The organism is Streptomyces anthophorae, from assembly GCF_049310305.1.
GTDB lineage: Bacteria > Actinomycetota > Actinomycetes > Streptomycetales > Streptomycetaceae > Streptomyces.
Map to the genome: position 1 here is coordinate 9108736 of NZ_JBLWQQ010000001.1, position 26413 is coordinate 9135148.

General features: G+C 71.8%; 20 protein-coding genes. 6 read left to right on the top strand and 14 right to left on the bottom strand.

Features of this window, described 5'->3' with window-relative positions:
- Nucleotides 1-54: 54 nt before the first annotated feature.
- Entirely contained in the window at nt 55-1698 is a 1644-nt protein-coding gene (locus tag ACNYS0_RS41505; protein WP_422481892.1) for a GMC oxidoreductase, read from the top strand.
- A gap of 40 nt (nt 1699-1738) precedes the next feature.
- On the opposite strand, the gene ACNYS0_RS41510 is transcribed toward ACNYS0_RS41505, so the two are convergent.
- The 3 genes from ACNYS0_RS41510 to ACNYS0_RS41520 all read right to left on the bottom strand — a co-directional run bounded on the left by ACNYS0_RS41510 (nt 1739) and on the right by ACNYS0_RS41520 (nt 4669).
- Nucleotides 1739-2218 (bottom strand): carboxymuconolactone decarboxylase family protein, encoded by a 480-nt coding sequence (locus ACNYS0_RS41510; RefSeq protein ID WP_422482910.1) that lies wholly within the window; start codon nt 2216-2218, stop codon nt 1739-1741.
- Nucleotides 2219-2229: 11 nt separating this feature from the next.
- Nucleotides 2230-3312, bottom strand: a complete 1083-nt coding sequence (locus ACNYS0_RS41515) for an NAD(P)H-dependent amine dehydrogenase family protein (protein ID WP_422481894.1) — start codon at nt 3310-3312, stop codon at nt 2230-2232.
- Nucleotides 3313-3892: 580 nt separating this feature from the next.
- A complete protein-coding gene (locus tag ACNYS0_RS41520; RefSeq protein WP_422481896.1) occupies nt 3893-4669 on the bottom strand; it encodes a TetR/AcrR family transcriptional regulator in 777 nt (258 codons plus the stop codon).
- A 124-nt stretch (nt 4670-4793) separates the two neighbouring features.
- Here ACNYS0_RS41520 and ACNYS0_RS41525 point away from each other — a divergent pair, with 124 nt between their 5' ends.
- Nucleotides 4794-6464 carry a carboxylesterase/lipase family protein gene (locus ACNYS0_RS41525; RefSeq protein WP_422481898.1) on the top strand — a complete coding sequence of 557 codons (1671 nt, stop codon included), beginning with the start codon at nt 4794-4796 and terminating at the stop codon, nt 6462-6464.
- A gap of 576 nt (nt 6465-7040) precedes the next feature.
- Here the strand turns inward: ACNYS0_RS41525 and exaC are convergent.
- The 5 genes from exaC to xylB all read right to left on the bottom strand — a co-directional run bounded on the left by exaC (nt 7041) and on the right by xylB (nt 13847).
- On the bottom strand, nt 7041-8564 hold the full coding sequence (gene exaC, locus ACNYS0_RS41530) for an acetaldehyde dehydrogenase ExaC (RefSeq protein WP_422481900.1): 1524 nt from the start codon (nt 8562-8564) through the stop codon (nt 7041-7043).
- Nucleotides 8565-8639: 75 nt separating this feature from the next.
- Nucleotides 8640-9908 carry a GAF domain-containing protein gene (locus ACNYS0_RS41535; protein WP_422481902.1) on the bottom strand — a complete coding sequence of 423 codons (1269 nt, stop codon included), beginning with the start codon at nt 9906-9908 and terminating at the stop codon, nt 8640-8642.
- 146 nt (nt 9909-10054) lie between these two features.
- Complete coding sequence (locus ACNYS0_RS41540; RefSeq protein ID WP_422481904.1) at nt 10055-10660, bottom strand: N-acetylmuramoyl-L-alanine amidase; 606 nt, start codon at nt 10658-10660, stop codon at nt 10055-10057.
- Nucleotides 10661-11127: 467 nt separating this feature from the next.
- Complete coding sequence (locus ACNYS0_RS41545) at nt 11128-12318, bottom strand: ROK family protein (RefSeq protein WP_422481906.1); 1191 nt, start codon at nt 12316-12318, stop codon at nt 11128-11130.
- A gap of 65 nt (nt 12319-12383) precedes the next feature.
- Nucleotides 12384-13847 (bottom strand): xylulokinase, encoded by a 1464-nt coding sequence (gene xylB, locus ACNYS0_RS41550; RefSeq protein WP_422481908.1) that lies wholly within the window; start codon nt 13845-13847, stop codon nt 12384-12386.
- Nucleotides 13848-13990: 143 nt separating this feature from the next.
- Between xylB and xylA the strand changes: the two genes are divergently transcribed.
- Both xylA and ACNYS0_RS41560 read left to right on the top strand, forming a co-directional pair.
- Nucleotides 13991-15157, top strand: a complete 1167-nt coding sequence (xylA, locus tag ACNYS0_RS41555; RefSeq protein ID WP_422481910.1) for a xylose isomerase — start codon at nt 13991-13993, stop codon at nt 15155-15157.
- A 105-nt stretch (nt 15158-15262) separates the two neighbouring features.
- A complete protein-coding gene (locus ACNYS0_RS41560; RefSeq protein WP_422481912.1) occupies nt 15263-15649 on the top strand; it encodes a hypothetical protein in 387 nt (128 codons plus the stop codon).
- 21 nt (nt 15650-15670) lie between these two features.
- Here ACNYS0_RS41560 and ACNYS0_RS41565 read toward each other — a convergent pair whose 3' ends face one another.
- The 5 genes from ACNYS0_RS41565 to ACNYS0_RS41585 all read right to left on the bottom strand — a co-directional run bounded on the left by ACNYS0_RS41565 (nt 15671) and on the right by ACNYS0_RS41585 (nt 21401).
- A complete protein-coding gene (locus ACNYS0_RS41565) occupies nt 15671-17023 on the bottom strand; it encodes an esterase-like activity of phytase family protein (RefSeq protein WP_422481914.1) in 1353 nt (450 codons plus the stop codon).
- An 89-nt stretch (nt 17024-17112) separates the two neighbouring features.
- Nucleotides 17113-17682: a DUF1097 domain-containing protein gene (locus tag ACNYS0_RS41570; RefSeq protein WP_422481916.1), complete on the bottom strand. Its 570-nt coding sequence runs from the start codon at nt 17680-17682 to the stop codon at nt 17113-17115.
- A gap of 1 nt (nt 17683) precedes the next feature.
- Nucleotides 17684-18967, bottom strand: a complete 1284-nt coding sequence (locus ACNYS0_RS41575) for an amidohydrolase family protein (RefSeq protein ID WP_422481918.1) — start codon at nt 18965-18967, stop codon at nt 17684-17686.
- A 92-nt stretch (nt 18968-19059) separates the two neighbouring features.
- Nucleotides 19060-20193, bottom strand: coding sequence for an acetamidase/formamidase family protein (locus tag ACNYS0_RS41580; protein WP_422481920.1), 1134 nt, complete (start codon nt 20191-20193; stop codon nt 19060-19062).
- Nucleotides 20194-20372: 179 nt separating this feature from the next.
- The gene (locus ACNYS0_RS41585) at nt 20373-21401 is read right to left on the bottom strand and encodes a carbamate kinase (RefSeq protein ID WP_422481922.1); all 1029 of its coding nucleotides are present in this window, start codon (nt 21399-21401) and stop codon (nt 20373-20375) included.
- Between the two features lie 214 nt (nt 21402-21615).
- Between ACNYS0_RS41585 and ACNYS0_RS41590 the strand changes: the two genes are divergently transcribed.
- A complete protein-coding gene (locus ACNYS0_RS41590) occupies nt 21616-23184 on the top strand; it encodes a PucR family transcriptional regulator (RefSeq protein ID WP_422481924.1) in 1569 nt (522 codons plus the stop codon).
- On the opposite strand, the gene ACNYS0_RS41595 is transcribed toward ACNYS0_RS41590, so the two are convergent.
- Entirely contained in the window at nt 23165-24535 is a 1371-nt protein-coding gene (locus tag ACNYS0_RS41595; RefSeq protein WP_422481926.1) for a purine-cytosine permease family protein, read from the bottom strand. The two genes, ACNYS0_RS41590 and ACNYS0_RS41595, sit on opposite strands and share 20 nt — an antisense overlap.
- Before the next feature lie 222 nt (nt 24536-24757).
- On the opposite strand from ACNYS0_RS41595, the gene ACNYS0_RS41600 reads away from it, so the two are divergent.
- The gene (locus ACNYS0_RS41600; protein ID WP_422481927.1) at nt 24758-26347 is read left to right on the top strand and encodes a transcriptional regulator; all 1590 of its coding nucleotides are present in this window, start codon (nt 24758-24760) and stop codon (nt 26345-26347) included.
- The last annotated feature ends 66 nt before the right edge of the window (nt 26348-26413 follow it).

Consider the following 26413-nt stretch of genomic DNA (forward strand, 5'->3'; position numbering starts at 1 on the left):
TTACCGATCAACAGTAGAACTCGTTCCCATTCCGTAGAGAGTGAGGAACGTACAATGACCGACTCAACCCGTCCCGAAGTGGCCCGTAACGGGATCTCCCGCCGCGGCTTCCTCGCAGGAACGAGTTCTCTTCTCGGCGCCGTGGCCCTCAGCGGTCACGCCGCCGCGGCCGACCGCTCCACCGCGGCGGCGCTCGCCCCCGTCGACGACGGCGCACGCCTGCCCGCCCTCGTCATCGGCACCGGGTACGGCGGCTCCGTGGCCGCGCTCCGGCTCGCCGAGGCCGGCGTCGACGTGCGCATGGTGGAGATGGGCATGGCCTGGGACACCCCGGGATCCGACGGCAAGATCTTCGCCAACACCACCACACCCGACAAGAGATCGTTCTGGCTGAGATCCAGAACCAAGCAGCCCCTGAGCAACTTCCTCGGCTTCCCGATCGACAAGGACATCCCGAAGTACACCGGGATCCTGGACGCCGAGGACTTCGCCGGCATCACCGTCTACCAGGGCCGCGGCGTCGGCGGCGGCTCGCTGGTCAACGGCGGCATGGCGGTGACGCCCAAGCGGGAGAACTTCGCGGCGATCCTGCCGTCCGTCGACGCGGGCGAGATGTACGGCACGTACTACCCGCGCGCCAACGCGGGGCTCGGCGTCGCCACCATCGACCCGAACTGGTTCGAGTCCGCCGAGTGCTACCAGTACGCGCGCGTCGGCCGTAAGCACGCCCAGCGTTCGGGCTTCCCGTTCGTGTTCGTCCCCGATGTGTACGACTGGGACTACATGAAGCAGGAGGCCGCGGGGACGGTGCCGAAGTCGGCGCTCGTGGGGGAGATCCTCTACGGCAACAACTACGGCAAGAAGTCACTGCAGAAGACCTATCTCGCGCGGGCCGCGGCCACCGGGAAGGTCACCATCTCCCCGCTGCACAAGGTGACCTCCGTCGCCCCGGCCGCCGGCGGCGGCTACACCGTGCGCATGGACCAGCTCGACACCGCCGGCACCGTCACGACCACCAAGGAGGTCACCGCGGACCGGGTCTTCTTCGCCGCGGGCAGCGTCGGCACCAGCAAGCTGCTCACCCGGCTCAAGGCGACCGGCGCGCTGTCCGCGCTCAACGGCGAGATCGGCAAGGGCTGGGGCGACAACGGCAACGTCATGTGCGGACGCGCCAACCACCTGTGGGACCCGACCGGCGCGCTCCAGGCGTCCATCCCCACCGGCGGGATCGACAACTGGGCCGCGGGCGGCGCCTTCGCCGAAGTGGCTCCGCTGCCGACCGGCATCGAGACGTACGCGTCCTTCTATCTGTCCATCACAAAGAACCCGCACCGGGCCGAGTTCACGTACAACCCGACGTCCGGCGGCGTCGACCTCAACTGGCAGACGGCGTGGAAACAGTCGGGGATCGACATGGCCAAGACCATCTTCGACAAGATCAACGCGAAGGAGGGCACGATCTACCGCACCGACCTGTTCGGTACGTACAAGATCTGGGGCGACCACCTCACGTACCACCCGCTGGGCGGCGCCGTGCTGAACAAGGCGACCGACAACTACGGTCGCCTGCACGGCTATGCGGGCCTGTACGTCATCGACGGCGCACTCGTCCCGGGCAACACCAGCGTCAACCCGTTCGTGACGATCACGGCGCTCGCCGAGCGCAATATCGCCAAGATCGTCGCCGCTGACCTGTGACGGCCGCGACCTGCCCAGGTCCCGGCCGCCCAGGGGTGGTTCAGGACCTGGGCAGGACGCACACCGCGTCGAGTCCCAGCACGTGATTGAGCCGTCCGAAGGCCAGCCAGGAGCCGATGGCCATGCTCAGCTCCACGATCTCGGCCTGGCTGTAGTGGGCGGTCATCCGCTGCCAGAACTCCTCGTCCAGGCCGTGGTGGTCGACGGCGTAGCGCTCCGCGTACTCGGCCGCGAGCCGCGTCCGCTCGTCGAACGCGTCGGTCTCGCGCCAGTCCTCGACGGCGTCGATGAACGACTCCTCGACCTTCTCGCCGTCCCGCTCGGTGCGCCAGTCCAGGCAGAACAGACACCCGTTGACCTGCGCGATCCGCAGCCGCGCGGCCTCGAACTCCCGCAGCCCCAGGGTCGAGTGGTCGTACACGGCCATGGAGAACTGCGCCGCCGCGGGCCCGATGCCGGGCACCATCTCGCCCCACACGTACGGGATGGGTTCCTGTCCTTCAGGTATGTCGATCCTCATGGCTGCTTCGCTCATGGCTGCTTCCTTCCGAGCCGGCCGACGGCGGGGGACACGGGCACGTCGAGCGCGTCGTAGAGTCCGGGCGGCGCGGCCAGGAGCCAGTCGATCGCGCCGACGAGGCGCCCGACGGCGGTCGCGTTGCCGCCCGCCGCGTGGCTGCCGCCCTCGTCGGTGGCCTGGACGGTGACCTCGATGCGCGGGCTGCCCTCGACGATCACCCGGTGCGCGCCGGCCCCGCCATCGGGCGGCACCGGCCAGTCGGGCGCACAGGACGGATGGATCCGCGTCACGTGCTCGACGACGATGCGCACCTCGCCGTCCACGACGCCCTGCACCTCGAAGCGGACCGCGCCCTGGGTGCCCGCGGCGAAGTCGCCCATGGCCGCCGTCGTGACGTCGCTCTCCAGGGACCGGCGCTCCAACGTCTCGCGGATCTCGTCGAGTTCGACCCCGAGCGCCCGCGCCATCAGTCTCAGCTGCCCGCCCCACACCATCGTCGGTACGGACTCCGCCAGCATCAGGGGCTCGTACTCCATGGGGTGCCCCATGCCGACGAGATGGCGTACCGAGTCCTCCTGGTCGTACGTCGAGTAGTCGAAGATCTCCTGGCAGCGCAGCACGTCGACGCGGGTGCCGAGACCGCTGACCAGCAGGGGCAGTACGTCGTTGGCCCAGCCGGGGTCGACGCCGGACACGAACAGTGAGCCGCCGCCCTCCTCGATGGCGGCGCGCACCGGATCGGTGAATTCGGGCGGCGCACTGCGGTGGTCGTAGAGCGGGTAGAGGGCCGGGGTGACGACGACGGCGCCGGTGCGCAGGGCGCGGCAGATGTCGTCGAGGGCCCCGTCGGGCCGCAACTCGCCGGAGGCCGCGTAGAACACGGCGCCGGGCCGGGCCGCGAGCACCGCGTCGACGTCCGTCGTCGCGGCGAGACCGAGGGCGTGGTCGCAACCGGCCAGGTCGCCCGCGTCGCGGCCGTCCTTGGCGGGGTCGTGCACGAGCACGCCGCAGAGTTCGAGCCCGGGGTGGGCGTCGACGGCTCGGATCGCCGCGCGTCCCACGTTCCCGGTGCCCCAGACCACCGTGGAAGTCATGCGCCGGAGCGTAACCTGACGTGTCGTCAGTTCATAGACGTAGCGCGTGAGTTGCCGCTTCACCGCCGAAAGAGGCAAGGCGCCCGACGGGTGGTGCTCGAGGTCGGGCGCCTTGCTTCGTGTCTCTAGAAGAAGCCCAGCTTCTGTGCCGAGTACGACACGAGCAGGTTCTTCGTCTGCTGTCGGTACAGTAGCTGCACCCATGCTGACCAGGCGAAAAGGTAGTTGGCGCAGCCTTCGGTCGAGGGCTGGTCCGGAAATGGCCCGGATCTTGGTCCGGCGGCGCCGGTTCGAGTGCAACGAGAACGCGGCGTCATCCCGGACCGAGACACCGTCGGCATGTGCTGGGGACCAGTCCTCGCGGTGCTCAATGACCTCGAGACCACCCGAGAGCACACTGCTGTGTGATCACGCCCGCCACCCGACGCCGTCTGCTCTTCCTCGCATGCTTCGCACCACTGAGATCGCCGCAACGTAGCGTCCCAGTTCGCCCGCACCTGGTCCGGATCCCGGTGCTTGGCCTGACGCGTGGGCGTGTGAGCCCCGCGGTGGACGGCAGCAGCTTTTGTGGCTGAAGCTCTCATTCGCGGGTTCCGCGATCCCCGTGCGCGGGAGGTTCCGCGGTGCGTTTTACTGTGACCAGTACGCCGATTCCGTCCAGGATCCGGTCGAGTCCGAAGGTCACGTCATCGTCGACGACGTCGTCGGTGTAGTCGTTGCCGTCCATCATGGACGCCAGGACCGAGTGGCCGCGTTCGTGCAGCCGGGGCAGGAGGAACCTGGTCACGGTCTCCGAGTGTGCCGGAGTCGCGGTGCTGTACCGCAGGTCGCGACGTATACCGCCGATCTGCCGCGCGTAGCCGTCCAGCACGAACGCGCATCTCAAGGCCTCGGTGGGGGTCAGCCCGGCGCCGGTCAGCACTTTCAGGATCGCCTCTGTCCAGTCCAGCAGGTTCGGCGTCACGGGGGCACCGCGGACGGGGAGATCGCACAGCCAGGGGTGGACGTCGCACCGGTCGATCATCGCCCGCGTCCATACGTCTGCCGCGACGCGCCAGTCTCCTGTGCCGGACGCCAGGTCGGGCGCCGTGCCCCAGGCGGCTTCGGCGACCAGAACCAGCAACTCGTCCCGGGACTTCACATACCGGTATATCGCGTTGGCGGTCAGCCCGAGCCGCTGGGCGATCTTGGGCATCGACAAGGCATCGAAGCCGTCGGCATCGGCGAGTTCGACAGCCGCGCCGACGATCTGCTCGATACTCCGCGACGGCTTACGCCCGAGCTTGGTCGTCTTGACGGGAAGGCCCCACGCCAAGGCCAGCCCTGACGGCAGCTCGGAGTCATCCGTGATCGGCATCCGCTTGCCTCCTCTGCTCGGCCGGGGATCCATGTCCAGCGGACTCTACCTTGACTTCGTGTGTGGGTCACACTTAAATTAGTGTGACCCACACACGAATGGTGGCTGTCAGGGGGAGTGGGACATGGAACTGCTGCATCGACACCACGCGCTGCGCCGACGCATCCCACGGCTCGGCAGAGTCGGCAGTGCGGTGCTGCTGACCGCGGCGTCGTTCGCGAGCTCGATCGGCGGCGGAGGGGCAGTCGACGCGCTGTCACCGGATCGCGGCGGCAACGCCCTTGCCTCCTCCGCCGTGGTCCGAACCGATGCCGGCGCTGTCCGCGGCAGGGCCGATTCGGCGACCAGGGTGTTCCAGGGGATCCCGTACGCCGCACCACCGGTGGGCGCCCTGCGCTGGGCCTCGCCGCAACGGGCCAAGCCGTGGCAGGGAGTGCGAGACGCCACCAAGCCCGGCAACCGCTGCGCCCAGGCCGCCGGGCTGATCGACGAGCCCAGCACGACAGAGGACTGCCTGTTCCTCAACGTCACCACGCCGCGCGCCCCCGCGAAGCGCAAACTGCCGGTGATGGTGTGGATCCACGGCAACGGGTTCATCAGCGGCGCCGGCAGCCTGTACGGCGCGCAGCGGCTGGCGGCCGAAGGTGACGTGATCGTGGTCAGCCCGAACTACCGGCTCGGAGTCTTCGGATTCCTGGCCCACCCGGCGCTCGACCACGGCAAGGCCCGGAACCTGTCCGGGAACTTCGGTCTCGAGGACCAGCAGGCCGCACTGCGCTGGGTGCAGCGCAACGCCGCGGCCTTCGGCGGTGACCCCGGCAACGTCACGATCTTCGGCGAGTCCGCGGGTGGGACCAGCGTCTGCGCCCAACTCGCCGCGCCGACATCGGCGGGGCTGTTCCACCGGGCCATCGTGCAGAGCGCGCAGTGCACCGGTGAGAAGTGGTCGCCGGGACCTCCGACCTGGTTCCCGCTGTCCCGCGCCGACCGCCAGAAGAACGGTCTCGCGGTGGCGGCCAAGGCCGGCTGCACCAACCCGGAGACCGCGGCGGCCTGCCTGCGCGCCAAGCCCGCACGCAAACTGGCCAAGCTGTCCGACGTAGGTGTCGGGTCGGGCCCCACCGTCGGCGGGGGGCTCCTGCCGCTGAGCCCGGAACGCGCCTTCGCGACCGGGCACTTCAACCGAGTCCCTGTCATGCAGGGAACCACCCGGGACGAACACCACCTGTTCACCGCGGCGATCGAGGCCGCCACCAAAGAGGTCACCACCCCGGACAGCTACCGCGAGCAGCTCGCCGCCTTGTTCGGCCCGGCCGACCTGCGGCGCGTTCTGGCCCGGTATCCGGTCGCCAAGTACCACTCCGCAGGCGAGGCACTGGCCACGGTCGTGACCGACTGGGCCTGGGGATGCACCGCCCAGGACCGGGACCGTGCACTCGCCGCACACACCCCGGTCTACGCCTACGAGTTCGCGGACGAGACGGCGCCGTGGTTCACCACCCTGCCCAAGCCCAACTTCCCCACCGGCGCGTTCCACGGAGCCGAACTGCAGTACCTGTTCGACGACGAGCAACTCCCCGGCCCGCAGACGCCTGCCCAGAAACAGCTCTCCACGACGATGATCAGCTATTGGACCCGGTTCGCCGCCGCCGGAAACCCCAACAGCAGCGGCCAGCCCCGCTGGATGCCCTTCCAGGGCGACGGTTGGGTGCAATCACTCGCCACCACCACCGTCGGCCAGACCGACCGCAACGCGGAACACCAGTGCGCGTTCTGGAAGACCATCGATTCGTGACCCGACGAGCCCCTGGCGTAGGAGTCCCTGGCGTCAATCGATCAGAGGGCACTGCGGAAATGCCCGTGGCGGTGCAAGAGTCTCAGGCCTTCGAGGTCGTGAGGCGTTGGCTCGGCCGTGCCCTGTGTCCGATCACCAACTGGCCCTTATTCGGCCTGAACGCTTCAGGCCGCGCTTGAGTGTCTCTCTGGGCCTTTCAGAGTCGTGCAGTTTTACGCAGCCGATTCCCCCCCAGGCGCTCCCCGGGCGGCTTCAATTCTCCCCCAGACCTGCGCTTCAGTAAGCGGTTTGCAGGATCCTCTTCCGCCACTACGCCAAGTTCCTGGACGGCGTGGTGGAGCAGGCGAATCGCCTCATCGAGCCGTCGATGGCGGAGTGGGATCGCGTCAGTCGGCCTGACGGCGCGTGAGGCTGAGTCGAGGCTTTGGTCCGCGACTGGTCCGGAACAGCTGGTCAGGAATGGGATTGCTGTGGGAGGAACTGGAAGTCACGAAGCAACTCGGGCTCTGGTCTGAGTGGGTGGCGCGGAAGGCGCCTGACGAGCAAAAGACTAGGTCAGGCGCCTTCTTTGTGCCTCTAGAAGAAGCCCAGCTTCTGTGCCGAGTACGACACGAGGAGGTTCTTCGTCTGCTGGTAGTGGTCCAGCATCATCTTGTGGTTCTCGCGGCCGATACCGGACTGCTTGTAGCCGCCGAACGCCGCGTGTGCGGGGTACGCGTGGTAGCAGTTGGTCCACACGCGGCCCGCCTGGATCGAACGGCCCGCCCGGTACGCCGTGTTGATGTCGCGGGTCCACACGCCGGCGCCCAAGCCGTACAGCGTGTCGTTGGCGATCTTGATGGCGTCGTCGTAGTCGGCGAAGGAGGCGACCGAGACGACCGGGCCGAAGATCTCCTCCTGGAAGATCCGCATGCGGTTGGAGCCCTCGAAGATGGTGGGCTGGACGTAGTAGCCGCCCGCCAGTTCGCCGTCGTACTCGATGCGCTGGCCGCCCGTGAGGACCTTCGCGCCCTCCTGCTGGCCGATGTCCAGGTACGAGAGGATCTTCTGGAGCTGGTCGTTGGAGGCCTGGGCGCCGATCATCGTGTCGGTGTCCAGGGGGTGGCCGGGCTTGATGGCCTCGGTGCGGGCGATGGCCGCTTCGAGGAACTCGCTGTAGTGGCCCTGCTGGATGAGCGCGCGGGACGGGCAGGTACAGACCTCGCCCTGGTTGAGGGCGAACATCGTGAAGCCCTCGAGGGCCTTGTCGCGGAAGTCGTCGTCCTTCGCCCAGACGTCGTCGAAGAAGATGTTCGGGGACTTGCCGCCGAGTTCGAGCGTGACCGGCTTGATGTTCTCCGAGGCGTACTGCATGATCAGGCGGCCCGTCGTGGTCTCGCCCGTGAACGCGACCTTCGCCACGCGGGAGGAGGAGGCCAGGGGCTTGCCCGCCTCCACGCCGAAGCCGTTGACGATGTTGACGACGCCCGGCGGCAGCAGGTCCTTGACCAGGTCAAGCCAGACGTGGATCGAGGCAGGGGTCTGCTCGGCCGGCTTGATGACGACCGCGTTGCCCGCCGCGAGGGCCGGGGCGAGCTTCCATGTCGCCATCAGGATCGGGAAGTTCCACGGGATGATCTGCGCGACGACGCCGAGCGGCTCGTGGAAGTGGTACGCGACCGTGTCGTCGTCGATCTCGGAGAGGCTGCCCTCCTGCGCGCGCACCGCGCCCGCGAAGTAGCGGAAGTGGTCGATGGCGAGGGGGATGTCCGCGGCCAGGGTCTCGCGGACCGGCTTGCCGTTCTCCCAGCTCTCCGCGACGGCGAGGAGTTCGAGGTTCTGCTCCATGCGGTCGGCGATCTTGAGGAGGATGTCCGCGCGGGCGCCGGGGGCGGTGCGGCCCCAGGAGGGCGCGGCGGCGTGCGCGGCGTCGAGGGCGCGTTCGACGTCCTCGGCCGTGCCGCGGGCGATCTCGGTGAACGGCTGTCCGTTGACCGGGCTCGGGTTCTCGAAGTACTGGCCGCGGGCGGGCGGCGCGTACTCGCCGCCGATGAAGTGGTCGTAGCGGGCCTGGTAGGAGACGACGGAGCCCTGGGTTCCGGGCGCTGCATAGCGGGTCATGTTGGCTTGCCTCCTGTGCGGCTGCCCGCCTTTGGGCAGCGTTCGCAGGGGAGGCTAGGAGTCCGGACGTTGCAGCTACGTTGCGTACGGGGCCGGGGAGCGCAGTTCGTCGTCGAGCGCGGCGAGGCGGGACAGGATCGGCGGCGTCGGGCGGACCGCCGCCAGCGCGCGCCAGACGTCCAGGTCGTCCTCGCCCCAGGGGGCGTGCACCCAGTCGGCGAGCAGGTCGGGATCGCCGCGGGCGATGAGCGCGGCCCGGAGTTCGTCGGCGAGGCGGTGCCGGATGCGGGCCACGGCGGGCGCCTGCGACGTGGGCAGGAGCGGTCCGCTGTACGCGGCGGCCGCCGCGGTGACCGCTCCCGAGGCCAGGCGGCGCTCGACCGTGGTGAGGTCCGAGTCGACCGGCCTCGACAGACGGTAGGGGCGGGAGCGCAGCACGTCGGGTCCGAGGACCCGGCGCAGCCTGGCCAGTTCGGCCCGCAGCGTCACCGGCGTCACGGACTCGTCCTCGTACAGGAAGCACATCAGTTCGTCGCCGGTCAGGCCCTCCGGGTGCTGGGCGAGGAGGACCAGAAGCTCGCTGTGGCGGCGGCCGAGGCGGAGCTTGTGGCCGTCCGGGGTGATGAGGAGGGCCTCGTCACGGCCGAGGGCGGACAGGCGCAGGGCCGGTTCGGCGGCCGGTGGCGGGGCGAGGAGGGCGAGCTGGGACTCCGCCGCGCGCGCCACCGCCTGGACGAACGCCAGACTGTGCGGGTGCGCGAGACGGTCGCCGCCCGTGATGTCGACGGCGCCGAGCAGGCGGCCGGTGTGCGGGTCGTGTACGGGGGCCGCCGCGCAGGTCCACGGCTGGACCTTGCGGATGAAGTGCTCGGCGGCGAAGACCTGCACCGGGCGGTCGACCGCGACGGCCGTGCCCGGCGCGTTCGTGCCCATCGCCGACTCCGACCAGCGGGCGCCCGGCACGAAGTTCATCCGGCCCGCCTCCCGCCGTGTGCCGGTGTGTCCCTCCACCCACAGCAGCCGACCGTGCGCGTCGCACACCGCGAGCAGGTGCTCGCCGTCCGCCGCGAACGTGCCCATCAGCTCGCGGAACAGCGGCATCACGCGGGCCAGCGGGTGCTCCGCCCGGTAACTGCCGAGATCGCCCTCGGGCATCTCCACCGATGCGGAGGCGTCCGGGCTGACGTGCGCGCCCGCCGAGCGGCGCCAGGACGCGGCGACGACCGGGCGCACCGGACGGGCGACGGTGCCCGCCACGGTGAACCGCTCGTGCGCGCGGCGCAGCGCCCGGACCTGTTCGGACGGGTCCGTGCCCGGCTCCAGGGCGACCCACTGATCGGTCAACGCGGCCTCCAGGCGGGATCCTTCGCGACGGTGCGGTGGCGCGACCATCGTCACCCCGGGGGCGCGGGCCGACAAGGAGCGGAACACGGATCGGGCGATTCGGCACATGCCACTCACGGGTGTGGAGACGGCCGCGCCCGCCGGGATCAGGCAGCGGCGACCAGCCGCATGTACCGGTCCCAGTCCCAGTAGGGACCCGGATCCGTGTGGTCCGCGCCGGGCACCTCCACGTGACCGATGATCCGCTCGCGGGTTCTCGGAATGCCGTGGCGCGTGCAGATCGATGCGGTCAGTGCCGCCGACTCCCGGTACATCGCGTCGGTGAAGTACTCCGGTTTGTCGACCCACCCCTCGTGCTCGATGCCGACGCTGCGCGTGTTGTAGTCCCAGTTCCCCGCGTGCCAGGCGACGTTCTTCTCCCGCACCATCTGCGCGATGTGCCCGTCGGAGGAGCGCACGACGTAGTGCGCGGAGACCTGCTTGGCCGGGTTCTTGAAGATGTTGAGCGTGGTCGCGTAGTCCTCCTGCGTGACGTGCACGATCACGAACTCGACCGGGTACGTCAGCGGGCGGTTGGCCACCGTGTAGTTGGACTTGCTCGCCGGAACGGACTCGGCCTTCGGGTAGTCCACCGACGCCAGCGGCAGGGCGTCGGCCCGGCCCGTGGCCAGCAGCGCGGTGGGCGCCGCGGCGAGCGCTCCGAGTTGGAGCAGTCGGCGGCGGCTCGGGAATGATCCATTTGCTCGGTCCATGTCAATCCTGCCTCTCGGTCACCGGTGGGGCGGAGCTCAGTGGGGCGGGGTCGGTGCGGTGGGGGTGGGCGGGACGGTTGGGGAGTGGGGGTGCGGCAGGGGTGCCGCGCCCTCACGCGGTCGCGTGTGCGGCCCGCGGGGCGTTTCGTATGCGGTGGACGGCGCCGGGCACCAGGGATATGCCCGCCGGGGAACACGCGTAGACCTGGACCGGCCTCGACGGTGCCCCGATGCTCGCCATGTCATCCTCCGACACAGGAATCCCCCCCTTCCCGTGCGCACGCCGCCACCCGTCGGACGGACGGAAGTGCGGCGCCTCGCGTGAATCACGGTACGGCGCCCGCTGGTTGGGGCGGAAGAGGGCACGAAAGATCTGTGGACAACCGGCGCAATGTGAACAACCGCACGTCAGAGGTCCCGACCAGTGGCGTCCGGAGCAGGAACACCGGTGGCAACGGCCCCCGCCCTCAGGCGGCGACCGCCCCCACCGGATCGTCCAGCACCGACCGCACCACAGAGTGCGCCGCGCCCAATAGCGGCCCGTCCGAGCCGAGTCCGGAGGCGATGACGCCGTCCTCCGGGGACGCCGTACGGCGGGTCAACTCCCGCTCCAGGGAGGGGAGAAGCCAGGGCGATAGACGGGACAGCGCGCCGCCGAGAACCACCGCGCGCGGGTCCACCAGGTTGACCGCGCCGGTCAGCGCGATGCCGAGCGCGGTGCCTGCCGAGCGCAGCGCCCGGCGCGTCGCCGCGTCACCCTCGGCGGCGCGCTCGGCCAGCAAGGACACCCGGTCGGGCCCCGGCTCGATGCCCGCGGCGCGCAGCACCGCCTCCTCGCCCGCGTACTGCTCGAGGCAGCCGCGCCCGCCGCACGGGCACGCGGGCCCCTCCGGGCGTACCGGAACATGTCCCAGTTCCCCCGCGAACCCCCGTGTCCCGCGCAGCAGTTGCCCGTCCACGACGAGCGCCGCGCCGATGCCGATCTCCGCCGACACGTGGAGGAAGTCGGCGGAGGAGTCCTCGGCGAGCCACAGTTCGGCGAGGGCGCCGAAGTTCGCCTCGTTCTCGACCGTGACCGGCACGTCGTGGGGGAGCAGTGACGAGACGTCCGTGTCGTGCCAGTCGAGGTTGGGGGCGCGCACGACGGTCGTGGTGTCGCGCGCGACCAGGCCCGGCACGGCGATCGCGAGCCCGGCCGGCTTCAGCCCGGCCGCCTCCGCCTCGGCGGACACCTCCCGTACCAGTTCCGCGAGTTCGTCCAGTACGGGCTTCGGGGCACGCCCCCGGTTGCCGGCCCGGCGCCGGGCCCGCGCCCGCACCTCGCCCCGCAGGTCGACCGCGCACACGGCGAGATGGTCGACGCCCACCTCGGCGCCGAGGCCGACAGGGCCCCGGCCGCTCACCGCGAGCGCCGAGCCGGGCCGACCCACGCCGCCGGGACGCTGCGGCCCCAGCTCCTCCAGGAGTCCCGCCCGGATCAACTCGTCGACCAGCGTGGACACGGCCGCCCGGGTCAGGCCGATGTGCTGCGCCACCGCGGCCCGCGAGAGCGGCCCCTCGGCGGCGACCGCGTGCATGACGCGGGACAGGTTGCGGCGGCGCATGGCCTGCTGGGTGTCGGACGTGCCCGGTCGCGGCCGGTGCAGTGGTGCGGTCATGCGGACATGCTCCCAGGGCGGTGAGGCGGGGTCTGCCGGAGGTGGGGGTAGGTGTGGCCCGGACCTCACTCGTTCCCGAAAGCGTCTCCGGTGGCGTTCCCGAGCAGCGCTCCCGCTCCCGCGAGCACCCCCGAGATCCGCTCCATCGTCGCCTCGTCCCGCCGCTCCACCGGCTCGAGGAGCGGGCCGCGCGCCGTGTCCCAGCGCCGGGCCACCGCCCCCGGGTCCTCGCCGGTCAGTACGCCCGCGGCCTGCGCCGCCGCGCCGAGCGCCACCAGCTCGCCGGCCTCGGGCACCTGCACGGCCCGCCCCGAAAGCCGCCGCACCGTCTCCTGCCAGGCCGTCCCGCGTGCCCCGCCGCCGATGAGCAGCAGCGGCGCCGCGGGGTCGGCGTCCGCGTCCAGCACCCGGTCGAGGGCCCCGAGCAGCGCGTGCACCGCGCCGTCGTACGCCGCCTGCAACAGCTGGCCGCCGGTCGTGTCGTGCCGCAGCCCCGTCAACAGGCCGGAGGCGTCAGGGAGGTTGGGGGTCCGCTCGCCGTCCAGGTACGGGAGGATCGTCGCCGTGCCGCCCGCCTCGACGGCCTCGCGGTCCAGGCCGAGCAGCGCCGCGATCCGGTCCACCGCGAGCGTGCAGTTCAGCGTGCAGGCGAGCGGCAGCCAGTCGCCGCGCGCGTCGGCGAATCCGGCGACGGTGCCAGAGGGGTCGTTCGGCCGGTTGCGCGACACCGCGTACACGGTGCCCGACGTGCCCAGGCTCAGTACGGGGGTGCCCGGCAGCAGGCCGAGGCCGAGCGCGGCGGCGGCGTTGTCACCGGTGCCCGCCGCCACCAACGTGCCCTCGGCGAAGGGCAGGTCGCCGTGGCTCGCTCGCACCGTGCCCGCGGCCTCGCCCGGTGCCACCACCCGCGGCAGCAGCGCCGGGTCGAGTCCCACGCGCCCGAGCACGTCCTCGTCGTACGCCTCGGTCGCCGATGCCCACCACCCCGTACCGGAGGCGTCGCCCCGGTCCGTCGTGCCGTCACCGGTCAGTCGGCCGGTCAGGTAGTCGTGGGGGAGGCGCACCGCCGCCGTGGCGCGTGCCGCCTCCGGCTCGTGCTCCGCGAGCCACGCCCACTTCGAGATCGTGAACGACGCGCCCGGCACGCTGCCAAAGCGTTCCGCCCACGCCTTCGCCCCGCCCAGTTCGTCGACCAGGCGTGCCGCCTGCGGCGCGGAGCGCACGTCGTTCCACAGGAGCGCGGGCCGCACGGGGCGCCCTTGCGTGTCCAGCGTGACCAGGCCGTGCTGCTGCCCGCCGACCGCGACCGCGGAGGCGCGCCGGGCCGCGTCGCCGCACTGGGCCAGCGCCTCGCGCAGCGCCCGGTACCACTCCTCGGGGTCGCTCTCGCGGCCCGCGCCCGAGGTCACGGTGTGCGGTGCCTGACCGCTCGCCACGGTCGCGCCCGTCGCGACATCGACGACCAGGACCTTCGTGGACTGCGTGGAACTGTCGACCCCTACGACGAGGGGTCCTTCACCAGCGGACATGCGGCTCTCCCGAAATCTCGCGAAACGAAATCTGTGTCGGCAACGAAATCTGTGGCTGTGATGCGGCCGGCTCTTCCCAGCGGGCTTCCCGCATACTAATTTGTAAAGCGCCATGACGAAATAGTCGGCGAGGGAGCCGCAAGATGACGTACCAGCCCACCCCTGACGACAAGTTCACCTTCGGTCTGTGGACCGTCGGCTGGCAGGGTCGCGACCCGTTCGGCGACGCCACCCGGCCGGCGCTCGATCCGGTGGAGTCCGTGCAGCGCCTGTCGGAGCTCGGCGCCCACGGCGTGACCTTCCACGACGACGACCTGATCCCCTTCGGGGCCTCCGAGTCCGAGCGCGAATCGCACATCAAGCGGTTCCGTGAGGCCCTCGACGCCACCGGCATGGTCGTCCCGATGGCCACCACGAACCTGTTCACGCACCCGGTCTTCAAGGACGGCGGCTTCACCGCCAACGACCGCGACGTGCGCCGCTACGCCCTGCGCAAGGTCATCCGCAACATCGATCTCGCCGCCGAGCTCGGCGCCCAGACCTACGTCGCCTGGGGCGGCCGCGAGGGCGCCGAGTCCGGTGGCGCCAAGGACGTCCGCGACGCCCTCGACCGCATGAAGGAGGCCTTCGACCTCCTCGGCGAGTACGTCATCGAGCAGGGCTACGACATCAAGTTCGCCATCGAGCCCAAGCCGAACGAGCCGCGCGGCGACATCCTGCTGCCCACCGTCGGCCACGCCCTCGCGTTCATCGAGCGCCTGGAGCGGCCCGAGATGTACGGCGTGAACCCCGAGGTCGGCCACGAGCAGATGGCGGGCCTCAATTTCCCGCACGGCATCGCCCAGGCCCTGTGGGCGGGCAAGCTCTTCCACATCGACCTCAACGGCCAGTCCGGCATCAAGTACGACCAGGACCTGCGCTTCGGCGCCGGCGACCTGCGCGCCGCGTTCTGGCTCGTCGACCTCCTGGAGCAGGCCGGTTACGAGGGCCCGCGGCACTTCGACTTCAAGCCGCCGCGGACCGAGGACTTCGAGGGCGTGTGGGCCTCGGCCGCGGGCTGCATGCGCAACTATCTGATCCTCAAGGACCGGGCCGCCGCCTTCCGTGACGACGCCGAGGTCCAGGCCGCCCTGGCCGCCTCCCGCCTGGACGAGCTCGCCAAGCCGACCGCCGCGGACGGCCTGTCCGCGCTGCTCGCCGACAAGAGCGCCTTCGAGGAGTTCGACGTGGAGGCCGCCGCCGAGCGCGGCATGGCCTTCGAGTGCCTCGACCAGCTGGCGATGGACCACCTGCTGGGCGTGCGCGCCTGATCCCCGTCCCGTAGGAGAGGGCCGACCGACCGGACGCTCGGCGTGCGGTCGGTCAACTTGCCCCAGGGGCTCGCGCGGTGGGGGCGATGCGGCAATTCTGGAGGGGTGTCCTTACCGCCGATGCCGCCGCAGCCGCCCCCGCCGCCGAGCGACGCGCCACCGCCCGGCGGCTTCGGTGCGCCGCCGCCCGAGGGGCCGCGCCGCACCGACCGGCGCATGTTCCTGGTGATCGCGACGCTCGTCGCTCTCGTGGTGATCGTGGGCGCCGTCGTCCTGGTGGCGACCCGCGACGGCTCCTCCGGCGACGAGAAGTCGCCGGACAAGAGCAGTGAACAGGCCACGCCCTCACGCTCGCCCCGCATCCCGAGCAAGCTGCCGTCCTCGCTGCCCAGTGAGCTGCCGAGCGAGCTCCCCAGCGGACTGCCGAGCGAACTGCCCTCGGAGCTGCCCAGCGGACTCCCGAGCGAGTTGCCCAGCGCGCTGGGTGGCTGACCCACCCAGCGCGACGTGCGCCTACAGAGCGCCCTTCGGCAGCTTCACGTGCGTCACCTTCGTCTCGACGCCGCTGTCCACGAGCCGCCCGTCCGCGTCGAACGCCCCGGCACCGTCGGTCATCCCGAAGTCGTTGTCGTTGATCAGGGCGAGGGTGTCGCGGCCCGAGAGGGCGATGCCCTCGATCTTGTCCGGGATGCCGTCGACCTTGTTCAGGTCCACCACGAGGCGCTTGTCGAGGACCGGGACGCCCTGCGCCGCCGGGTCGGTCAGCTGCTCGAGGGACGGGGACGTCGCGTCGTCGTCCCAGCGGCCGCCCAGGATGTCGGCGCCGCGCGTGAGCCGCACCTCCTGAAGGCGGGCCGCCTTGTCGGTGCGCTCCTCCACGAGCAGCCGGTCGCCGCCGACCGCGACGACGGAGGAGATCTTCAGCTCGGAGGGGTCGTCCTCGCCCGGGTCCACCACGTCCACCGGGTCGAAGCGATACGCGTACTCCGCTGTGACCGCCCGGCTCTTGGGCGAGAACCGCAGCAGGCGCGTCGTCCGCGAGGCCTCGCCCGCGTCCTCGTCCGGCAGCGACAGCGGGCTCTGCACCGCGAGGACCAGGTCCCCGCCCGGCAGCTGGGCGAGCCCCTCGAAGCCCCGGTTGCCCTTGCGGTGCAGCAGTACGGACGGCAGCGACTCGACGACCGGGTAGTCGGCCCCCTGGAGGTCAAGACCCTTGGGCACGTGCCGGGCGAGGACCCGGCCGTCCGCGGACACGTGCACGAGCGAGGGGCCGTACTCGTCGACGAGCCAGAAGCTGCCGTCCGCGGCGCGCACGATGCCCTCGGTGTCGAGACCGTTCGGGTTGTACGAGAGCGGGCTCTTGGCGTCGTACGAGTACGGCTTCTCGTCGCGGGCCTCCTGGTTCGACAGGCCGGTCACGGCCTTGCCGGACTTCGTCGTGAGCGGGATCGCGTCGAGGACCCGCACCTGATCGCCGGTGACGCGGATCTTCACGATGGCCGGGTCGAAACCGGGCACCGGGAACGTGCGGCGCTTCGTGCCGTCCACCTTGATCTGCCCGTTCGGGCCGCGGTCGGTCACCGTCCAGAACTCGCCCTTGCGGCCCGCCGGGTAGAGGTCCGAGCCGATGCCGCCGAGGTCCAGGCCCCGGTCGTCGCCGACCGTTCCCGGCAGCAGCGCGTTGCTGAACCCGCCCAGCGGGATGTCCCCGAGCGTCGCGCTGCCGGTGACCTCGGCCGCGCCGGATCCGGTGGGCGCGCCGGTCGCGGTCGGGGCCATCCCGATCGCCACGAGCGCGGCGAGCGGGACCCCCGCCGCGACGGAACGTCCGAGGATGCGACGCTTACCGGGGACGAGCGGGGACATGGGGCCTCCTGCGGCGCTGTGAAGGTGTACAGCGCACACGTTCGGCCCCCGCGCCGAACGCGGGGTGACATCAGGGTGAACAGGGCGGCTCAGGAAGGCGACTTGATCTCCACCGGGAAGGTCAGAGCGTTCGACAGCCACGCGTACACCGGGCCGAGCGCGTTCATGGCGACCACGCACACCCAGGCCGCCCACGGGTTGCCGGCGTCGAAGCCGAACCCGCCGAAGAACGTCGCGAAGTAGCTCGCGAACCCGAAGAACATGCCGGGGATCAGCGAGAAGTACCGCACCCGGCCCGTGTACATGAGCGCGCTGTTCAGGACGAGGATGCACAGCGCCCCGAACGCGTTCCTGGCCAGTTGGCTCTCCCCGAAGGCCGTGCCCGCGTTGGTCTCCAGAAGCACGATGAGCAGCGCGTATGTGGAACCTACCGGCATCGCGCACCACATCTTGCGTGCGCCGGCGAGGCTCGGGCCGCCCATCAGGAACATGCCCGCCCACGAAATGAAGATCGCCCAAGGTGGCAGATGCAGTGCGGTGCCGCCCACGAACGCGGTCGTCGCGGCGAGCACCGATGCCACGATCTCGTGCGGAATCCGCTCCCGGACCACGGGTGTCGCCGCGGCGGTCGTGCTCGTGCCTGTCGTCGCCTCGGCCATGTCAGGCCACCTCGCTCGCGACGAGGGAACCGTCGAGTTCCGCGGTGACCGTCGAGCGGGCCACCACGCGACCCGACTTGATGACGGCGGTGCGGGCGGGCCGGTCCAGGAGCAGCGTGGCGTAGTCATGGGTGTCCAGGACGACGAGATCCGCCACCGCACCCTCGCGCACCCCGTAGTCCGCCTCCGGAACGCCGATCACGCGCGCGGCGTCGTACGTCACCATGCGCAGCACCCGGCGCAGATCGGCCGGGCCCGACAGTTGCGCGACGCGGGCGAGCAGCAGCGCCGTCTCCAGGACGTCCCCGGTGCCGTACGGGGTGAAGGCGTTGCGGATGTTGTTGGTGGCACAGGCGGTGAGCACGTCCGCGTCCCAGAGTTCGCGCACGGGGGCCAGGCCGCGGCGCGGCGCCGTGTCGTCGCCGCGACCACCGAGGAACAGGTCCGTGGCGGGCAGCGGCACGATCGCGACCCCGGCCGCCGCGAGCGCGGCGAGGGCGGCGCTCCGCTCGGCGGGCGGGCGCCCGGCCAGCGAGGTGGCGTGGCCGAGGGTCACCCGCCCCTGAAGGCCGCGCTCGGCGGTGCGGGCGGCGATGAACTCGGCGAGCGCGAAGCGGCTGTCGCCGTGGTCGTCGCCGAAGTCCGCGTGCATGTCGGCCGGGACGCCGTACTCCGCCGCGAGGTCGAGGACCAGTTCGACGTGTCGGTGGCAGTCGGCGAGGGACGCCTCGTTGTAGGTGCAGCCCCCGACGACGTCGGCTCCCGCGTCGAGCGCCTCACGGAGCAGTTTCTCCGTGCCGGGCGACTTGAGGATGCCCTCCTGGGGGAACGCGACGACCTGGAGGGTGACCAGGGCCGCCCACGTCTCGCGCAGCTCCAGCAGGACATTGAGCCCGGTCAGACCCGCCACCGGGTCGACGTCGGGGTGGGCGCGGATCGTGGTGGTGCCGTTCAGGACGCACATGCGCAGCACCTGCTCGGCACGCGCGCGTACCTCGGCGTAGGTGAATCCGGCCTTGAGCCGCGCGGTGATCCTGATGGCGTCCGCGAGGGACCCGGTGCCCTCCGGGGTCGATCCGTCGAGCAGTGCCTTGTCCGGGTGCAGATGTGCCTCGATCAGGCCGGGCACGACGACACGGCCCGCGCAGTCGAGGATCTCGGCGCCGGCCTCGTCCGGCGGAGCGAGACCGGGGCCGATGGCCTCGATCCGTCCGCCGCGGACGCGGACGTCGGTCGGGTCGGGCGAGTCCTCCACACGCGCGTGGCGCAGCAGCAGAGCGGTCACGGTGGTTCTCCTTCGGTCGAGAGATGCGTGACGGGCGGGTGCGGGTGCGAGTGCGGTGCGTGCGGGCGCGACCTGGGGGTGAATCGGGGGGGTTACGTCCCGGCGGGGAAGTCCGCCTTGCGGATCAGGCAGTGGACGCCCTTGATCTGGTCGACGACCTGCGAGACCTCGAAGTCCGCCGCCGCGCTGAGATACGCGTACGCGGTGGCCCGGTCCATGCCGGTGCGCGCGGTGAGGAAGGCGAGCGCGTTGCGCACGCACCTGCGCATCGCCTCGTCGAGGTCGGCGTCGAGCCCGAACGGGATCCAGTGCGTACGGGTCTCGGCGAACGGCTCCGCGAGCAGCCCGGTCACCCGCCGCGCCGCCTCGCCGCGCACCACGGACAGCTGGACGGTGGCCCGCAGCGGCGCCTCCAGGGCGGTGAGCGCCACCTCCCCGTTGCCCTGCGCGAAGTGCGGGTCGCCCGCGTAGAAGCCCGCACCCTCGGTCCTTACGGGCAGATACAGGCTCGATCCGCAGGTCAGGTGCTTGATGTCGAGGTTGCCGCCGAAGGGGCCCGGCGGCACCGAACTGAGTGTGTCCGGGCTGTCGTCCGTCACGCCCATGATCCCGACGAACGGGCCGAGCGGGAAGCGCGCGCTCAGCGTCGGTGTGCAGCGCAGCACACCGAACTCGGTGCCGTCGCCGTCGCGCTCGACCGTGCAGAACGAGGAGACCGTGCCCTCCCGGGCGCGCCTGGTGTCGGGGCCGGTGAACTCGATGTCCGGGTCCGGGAGTTCGTCGGGCAGGGAGCCTCGGGTGTGCCGGTTGGAGACGATGCCGTAGTGGGTGCGCCGGTGCAGGCTCAGGGTGCGCACGCACAGCAGGTCACCGGGGCGTGCGCCGCGCACCGCGACGGGGCCGGTGACGATGTGCGGGCCGATGAGGCCCTCCGGTTCGCGGCCGAGGTCGGAGGCCGCTATCTCCTGTGCGTCGCGCGGCACTTGGTGGGCCGGCACTCCGTAGCCGCCGAAGAACTCCACCGGGTCGCGTCCCTGGTCCGGCAGGATCCCCTCGTGGGAGACGAGGTCGAACGTGACCGTGTCGCCGTCGTCGACCTTCAGCACCGGGGCGCTGTCCGCGCGGGGGAGCACACCCCAGCGGGCGGTGTCGGGCGTGGTGGTCAGGTGGTGGCGGCCGTCGACGGGCATGGCGTCGGGGGAGGGGGCGGCGGAGGTCAGCGTCATATGAGGTCCTTCGGCCGTGAGGGAGAAGAGTGAGGGGCGAGAAGAGGAAGGGCGAGAAGAGGAAGGGCGAGAAGAGGAAGGGCGAGAAGAGGAAGGGGAAGCCCGCGGCGGGGATGGTGCTGCCGACGGCGTGTTACGGCTCCGAAGCCGTCGTGTTGCGATCGCCGTTGACCGACCGGTCAGTGCGGTCGAGTGCGGTCCCGCGGGACGATGCGCGTGCCCGTCGTGCCGCGCAGTGCCTCGCTCAGCGCGCCCGGCGACGTGATCAGCACACGGTGGCCGCCGGCCGCGAGGAAGTCCAGGGCCGAGCGCACCTTCGGGCCCATGCTGCCCTCGGGGAACTGGCCCGCCGCCAGATGCTCGCGGGCCTGCGCCGTGTCCATCCGGTCGAGGTCGCGATGGTGCGGGGTGCCCCAGTCGAGGGCGATCCGTTCGACGCCGGTCGTCACGATCAGCTCCTCCGCGCCGAGAGCCGAGGCGAGCAGCGCGGACGTCGCGTCCTTGTCGACGACCGCCTCCACTCCGCACAGCGCCCCGTCCGGGCCCCGCGTGACGGGGATGCCGCCGCCCCCGCCCGCCACCACGACGTGCCCCGCGGCCAACAGGGCTGCGACGGCGTCCAGTTCGACGACCGCCTGCGGCGCGGGTGAGGGGACGACGCGCCGCCAGCCGCGCCCCGCGTCGTTGACGACGGTCCACCCGTGTCGCTCGGCGAGCCGCTCCGCCTCCGCGCGCACGTAGTGGGAGCCGATGGGTTTGGTGGGCCGGGCGAACGCCGGGTCGTCCGGGTCGACGACGGTGTGCGTGAGCAGCGCCACCGGCCGGGAGCCGGGCGGCAGGGCGTCGGACAGGCCGCGCACGAGGATGTAGCCGATGCTGCCCTGCGAGTCGGCGACGCACATGTCGAGGTCGAGCAGTGGGAGTTCGGGGGCCAGCTCGGCCGCGAGGTCGGCGCGCCGCTTGATGAAGCCGACCTGCGGCCCGTTGCCGTGCGTGACGACCACACGGTGCCCCGCACGGACGAGCTCGGCCACCGGACGCGCCAACTGCCGGGCGGCGGCGAACTGTTCCGCGATGGTGGCGCGCGGGCCGCCGTTGAGGAGCGCGTTGCCGCCGATGGCGAGGACCGTGACAGGAGCGGCCGGACGGGTCACCGTCGACGGCCGTACAGGCGAAGCGGCTGGTGGGGGCGCGGTTCCTGGAGGCATGTCAGGACGATAGGAACCGCGGCCTCGGGGGTCATGGGCAGTCGGTGCCAGCGTGTGCGCGAGGGTGTTGACGCTCGCTGACAGTGCCTCAGGGGCGGCCGGGTGGGGGTGGTCCGTGGGGACGTCCGTGGCACCTTGGCCGTATCCAGGAATCGTATACAACCTTGTGTCACGAGCGTTTACAGCCCCCGCGGCGGCGCCCATAGTGAGCTGCGTGACCCCTGTTCCGCGCACCGTGACGGCACCTCGCCCCGCCGGCACCGCGGCCCTGACCGTGGCCCAGGCGCTGGAGCTGCCCGCGCTCGCGGGCGCCCGTCTGGCGGCCGGGGGAGCGGGCGCGCGACGCGGCATCAGGGTCGCCAACATCATGGAAGTGCCGGACATCATCCGCTGGATGCGCGGCGGCGAATTCCTGCTCACCACCGCCTACGCCGTGCGCGACGACGAGCAGGCGCTCACCGGCCTGGTGCCCGAGCTCGCCGCCCGCGGCCTCGCGGCCCTCGGCGTGAAGGTCGGCCCCTACCTGCCGAGGCTGCCCGCCCCGATGCTGCGCCGCGCCGACGAACTGGGCTTCCCCATCGTCGAGTTGCCCGGCGACGTCATGCTCAACGACATCCTCTCCGAGGTCATCGGCACCGTACTCAACCGGCAGGCGCTCAGCCTGGAGCGCTCACAGGCGGTGCGCGACCGGCTCTCGCAGGCCGTCCTCGGGGGCGGATCCTACGGCGAACTCGTCGTCCTGCTGGCGGCGGAGACCGGCTGCGCCGCGGCGATCCGCGGACCGGACGGCGCGCTCCTCGCGGCGGCGGGGGACGTGCCCGAGGGGGTGCCCGCGTCCGTGACCCGACCGATCGCCGTCGGGCACCGCAGCGGCGGCGAGGTCGCCCTGTGGGCCGGGCCCGGCTGCGCACCCGACGCGGAGTGGGGCACCGCCGCCGACCATGTGGCGAGCCTGGCCGGGATGCTCGCCGTACAGGAGCGCGTGCTGGCCGAACGTGAACGCCGGTACCGCACCCTGCTGTTGACCGAACTCGTCTCCCACCCGCCGCGCGACCGCGCCGAGTCGGCACGCCGGGCCTCGGCCCTCGGCTGGGACCTGGAGCGGCCGCGCGCCGCCGTGGTCGTCGAGGCCGCGGCGACGCCCGACAGCGGCGACGTTCGCCTCACCGAGGAACGCCTGCTCGCCGCGGCCCGCACCGCCCTCGGCGCCCACACTCCGGCCTGGGGCACCCCGGGTGGCCTCACCGCGCTGGTTGCCCTGGACGGCGGCGAACTGCGCCGCCGTTGCGAGGCGTTGCGCCGCGCCGTCGCCGCCGCCTGTCCGGGGCGGGCCGTCGGCGTCGCCGCGGGCACGGTCCGCGCCGACTTCGCCGAACTGCACCTCAGCCACAGTGAGGCGCTCAGCGCGCTCTCCCTGGGGCGTGAACTGGAGGGGCCGGTACGGTCGTTCGTCCGGCTCCACGAGGAGAGCGGGGTCTACCGGCTGCTCGACCAACTGCCCGCGGGCGAACTCCAGGCACTGGTCGACGACGCCCTCGGACCGCTGCTCCACTACGACGCCGGGCACGACGGCAGCCTCGTGCACAGCCTCACCGTGTATCTGCGCCACGACCGCAACGGCGTCGAGGCCGCCGAGGAGCTCCACGTGCACTACAACACCCTGCGCTACCGCCTCAAGCAGATCGAACGGCTCACCGGCGCACCGGACAAGGATCCGATGCGCCGGCTCCAGACGGAACTGGCCGTCCACGCCCACCGATTGCTCAGCGCGCGCTCTCACTGACGCCGACGGGTCGGGTACCGGGGCTCGCCACAGGCGTCCCACGGCGGCGCAGCCGGGGAATCGAGAACAGCAGATACAGCAGCGCCCCCGTCAGCGGCAGCACATGCCACAGCTCGTCCTCCAGTACGAAGCCGAGGACGAGATTGACGCCGAGCCCCGCGGCGAACGCCGCCACCGCACGCCAGTTGACGGCCGCCACCGCCGCCTCGGACAGGTCGTAGCTGCCGCGCCGCACCAGGAAGTAGTCGGCGAGCAGAATCCCCGGGATCAGCGGCATGGCATAGCCGAGATGGCCGAGGTACGTGAGGAAGGCGTCGAGGATCCCGGCGCTCAGGCCGTAGTACGCGAGCCCGCACGCGAGGATGCCCGCGACGACGTTCACCGCGATGCGCGGCACGTCGAACGCCGACCGTCCCGCGAGCGACGCCGCGTACATGTTGTTGACCTCGTGCGGAAAGCCCTGCACGAAGATGGCGACCGTCGCGAGCGCCCCCACCCCGACGACGCCGAACGCCGCGCCCATGTCGGACTCGCCGACGCCGAGGCCAAGCAGGATCCCGAGCAGGTTGAAGCCGAGGTTGCCGACGATGAACTCGGCGATGGTCGTCGTCCACACGGCGGTGTCGCTGCGCGCGAAGCGGGTGATGTCCGGGGTGACGGTCGCCCCCGTCATCCACTTGTTGATCCCGAGGGCGAACAGGCCGAGCGCGGTCGCCTCCCCGGCCCGCACCGGCTCACCGCCGACGACGGCGCCGAGCCCGCCCGCGTGCTTCACCGTCGCCACGACCGCGACCAGCACCGTCGCCAGCATCAGCGGCACACTGATCCGGCCCACCCAGGTCAGCCCCTTGCTGAACCCGAGGATCGACACCGCCGTGTACGCGGCGCTGAGCACCACGCAGTACACGAGGCCCAGCCACGGGTCGCGCCCGCCGGGCAGCACCCCGGCCGTGATCCCCGTGCTGTAGCCGACGAACCCGGCGGACAGCAGTGCGATCACGAACGACGGGATCCGGCTGCCGCCGCGCCCGAACGCGGCCCGAAGCCCGAGCGCCGTGGTGATCCGCTCCCGCCGGCCGATGAGGCCGCACAGGATCGACACCGCGCTCACCACCAGCGAGGAGCCCAGGGCGATCAACAGCGCGGTCCAGAAGGGGAAGAACAGGCCGAGTGACATTCCGTAGAGGAGATCGGTCGCCGAGACCGTGAACCCCATCCGCACCAGCATGATCGACAGGGTGGGGCGCGCACTGCCCGGCGGCAGCCGCTCGTCGGCGAAGTCCTCGGTGGCAGCGGCGGCCCGCCGGGCACGGGCGCCGGGGTCCGGAGGAGGCGGCGGGGGGACGGGCATGAGGGACACCTTTCGGTTGCCTGCTTCGGATACATCGGTGTGCGGGCCCGTCGGCGGCGATCTCGGTGAGCGGTCCGACGGGGCACGGCTGCGGGTGTCCCCGACCATGCTGGTGCGCGGCCGGCGGCCTGGTCACTGTCAGCCGCTGCCGGTGATCCACGCCCGCGCGCTGGCACCGCTCGCCGAAGACCGCGACCGGGCGGCGGCCGTAGCGTCGATGCCATGGAGCCCACCCCGCCCGCCACCGACGGCCACCCCGCCCCGGACACCCTCGCGTCGAACTCCGTGCGGTGCGACGCCTACGCCGACTCCGTCGCCCTGATGCGCGCGGCGCAGCACCTCACCGGGCTGCCCGGCATCACGGCCGCCAGCCTCGTCATGGCGACCGAACCCAACCTGCGGCTGCTCGCCGACGCCCAACTCCTCACCGAAGAAGGGCGTTCCGCGCGCCCGGCCGACCTGATCGTCGCGCTGCGCGGCACCGCCGACGCCATCGAGCGCGCGCTGGGCGAGGTGCCCGCGCTGCTCGAACAACCCGCCGCATCCGAGAGCTCCGAGCCCGACACCTGGGTGCCGCGCGCCCTCGGCGAGGCGGAGCCGGCGACCGCCCTCGCGCTCATCTCCACGCCAGGACCGTACGCGGCGGCCGAAGCGCTCAAGGCGCTGCGCAGCGGCATGCACGCCTTCGTCTTCAGCGACAACGTCCCCGTCGAACAGGAGATCCGCATCAAGGAGGAGGCCCACCGGCGCGGACTGCTCGCCATGGGACCCGACTGCGGCACCGGCGTCCTGGACGGCGTCCCGCTCGGCTTCGCCAACGTCCTGCGCCCCGGCCGCATCGGCCTGATCGGCGCCTCGGGGACCGGACTTCAGCAGGTGTCGTGCCTGCTGGACGCCGCCGGCGAAGGGGTCCGGCAGATGATCGGGACCGGCGGCCGCGACCTCAGCGCGCAGGTCGGCGCGCGCACCACGCTCGACGCGCTCGACCTGCTGGCCTCCGATCCCGGCTGCGAGGTGATCGTTCTGGTGTCGAAGCCGCCCGCGCCCGAGGTCGCCCAGCGCGTGATCGCCCGCGCAGGGCGTGCGGGCAAGCCGGTCGTCGCCGCGTTCCTCGGCAGCGAGAGGCCCCCCGCGCTCGGGGAGCGCGCGGGTGCCGCACGGCCCGTCACCGTGGTGGGTACGCTGCGCGACGCGGCCCGGGAGGCGGTACGAACGCTCGGTGGGGCGCCGGTGCCAACGTGGACGCCTCCGACGGTGACACCCGGCCCGGGCCGGTACCTGCGCGCCCTGTACGCGGGTGGCACCTTCGCCTACGAGGCACGGCAGTTGCTGACCGACGCCGCCACGGAGGCCGACCCGTACGTGCCCGGCCGCGCGATCGACCTGCCGCAGCGGCACCTCGTGCTCGACCTCGGCGACGACGCCTACACCGCGGGCCGACCGCACCCGATGATCGACCCGACGGTGCGCGCCGCCCATCTGCGCGCCGCGCTGTCCGCCCCGGACACCGCGGTGGTCCTCCTCGATGTCGTGCTCGGGCACGGCGCGGGCGCCGATCCGGCCGGGGCGCTCGCGGCCGAGCTGGAGCGGGCGGGGGAGCGGGGGCGTCCCCCGGTCATCGCCTTCGTCGTGGGTACGGACGGCGACCCGCAGGACGCGGACGCGGTGCGGGCGAAGCTGGAGAAGGCGGGGACGCTGTTGGCCCCGACCAGCACGGACGCGGCCGAGTGGGCGGTGTCGCTGGTGACCGGGAACGGTGAACCGCGCCGGGAGGCCGGTGAGTTGATGCCGACGGGCGGGGCGGGGCGGTGACCGTGCCGCCGTATCCGTGGCGCACCGCCGCGCCACCACGCACCGCCCCGCAGCGCCGCCCCAACC

Coding starts and splice junctions, on each gene's coding strand:
- ACNYS0_RS41505 (WP_422481892.1), top strand. CDS start 55: ATGACCGACTCAACCCGTCCCGAAGTGGCCCGTAACGGGATCTCCCGC.
- ACNYS0_RS41510 (WP_422482910.1), bottom strand. CDS start 2,218: ATGAGGATCGACATACCTGAAGGACAGGAACCCATCCCGTACGTGTGG.
- ACNYS0_RS41515 (WP_422481894.1), bottom strand. CDS start 3,312: ATGACTTCCACGGTGGTCTGGGGCACCGGGAACGTGGGACGCGCGGCG.
- ACNYS0_RS41520 (WP_422481896.1), bottom strand. CDS start 4,669: ATGCCGATCACGGATGACTCCGAGCTGCCGTCAGGGCTGGCCTTGGCG.
- ACNYS0_RS41525 (WP_422481898.1), top strand. CDS start 4,794: ATGGAACTGCTGCATCGACACCACGCGCTGCGCCGACGCATCCCACGG.
- exaC (WP_422481900.1), bottom strand. CDS start 8,564: ATGACCCGCTATGCAGCGCCCGGAACCCAGGGCTCCGTCGTCTCCTAC.
- ACNYS0_RS41540 (WP_422481904.1), bottom strand. CDS start 10,660: ATGGACCGAGCAAATGGATCATTCCCGAGCCGCCGCCGACTGCTCCAA.
- ACNYS0_RS41545 (WP_422481906.1), bottom strand. CDS start 12,318: ATGACCGCACCACTGCACCGGCCGCGACCGGGCACGTCCGACACCCAG.
- xylB (WP_422481908.1), bottom strand. CDS start 13,847: ATGTCCGCTGGTGAAGGACCCCTCGTCGTAGGGGTCGACAGTTCCACG.
- xylA (WP_422481910.1), top strand. CDS start 13,991: ATGACGTACCAGCCCACCCCTGACGACAAGTTCACCTTCGGTCTGTGG.
- ACNYS0_RS41565 (WP_422481914.1), bottom strand. CDS start 17,023: ATGTCCCCGCTCGTCCCCGGTAAGCGTCGCATCCTCGGACGTTCCGTC.
- ACNYS0_RS41570 (WP_422481916.1), bottom strand. CDS start 17,682: ATGGCCGAGGCGACGACAGGCACGAGCACGACCGCCGCGGCGACACCC.
- ACNYS0_RS41580 (WP_422481920.1), bottom strand. CDS start 20,193: ATGACGCTGACCTCCGCCGCCCCCTCCCCCGACGCCATGCCCGTCGAC.
- ACNYS0_RS41585 (WP_422481922.1), bottom strand. CDS start 21,401: ATGCCTCCAGGAACCGCGCCCCCACCAGCCGCTTCGCCTGTACGGCCG.
- ACNYS0_RS41595 (WP_422481926.1), bottom strand. CDS start 24,535: ATGCCCGTCCCCCCGCCGCCTCCTCCGGACCCCGGCGCCCGTGCCCGG.
- ACNYS0_RS41600 (WP_422481927.1), top strand. CDS start 24,758: ATGGAGCCCACCCCGCCCGCCACCGACGGCCACCCCGCCCCGGACACC.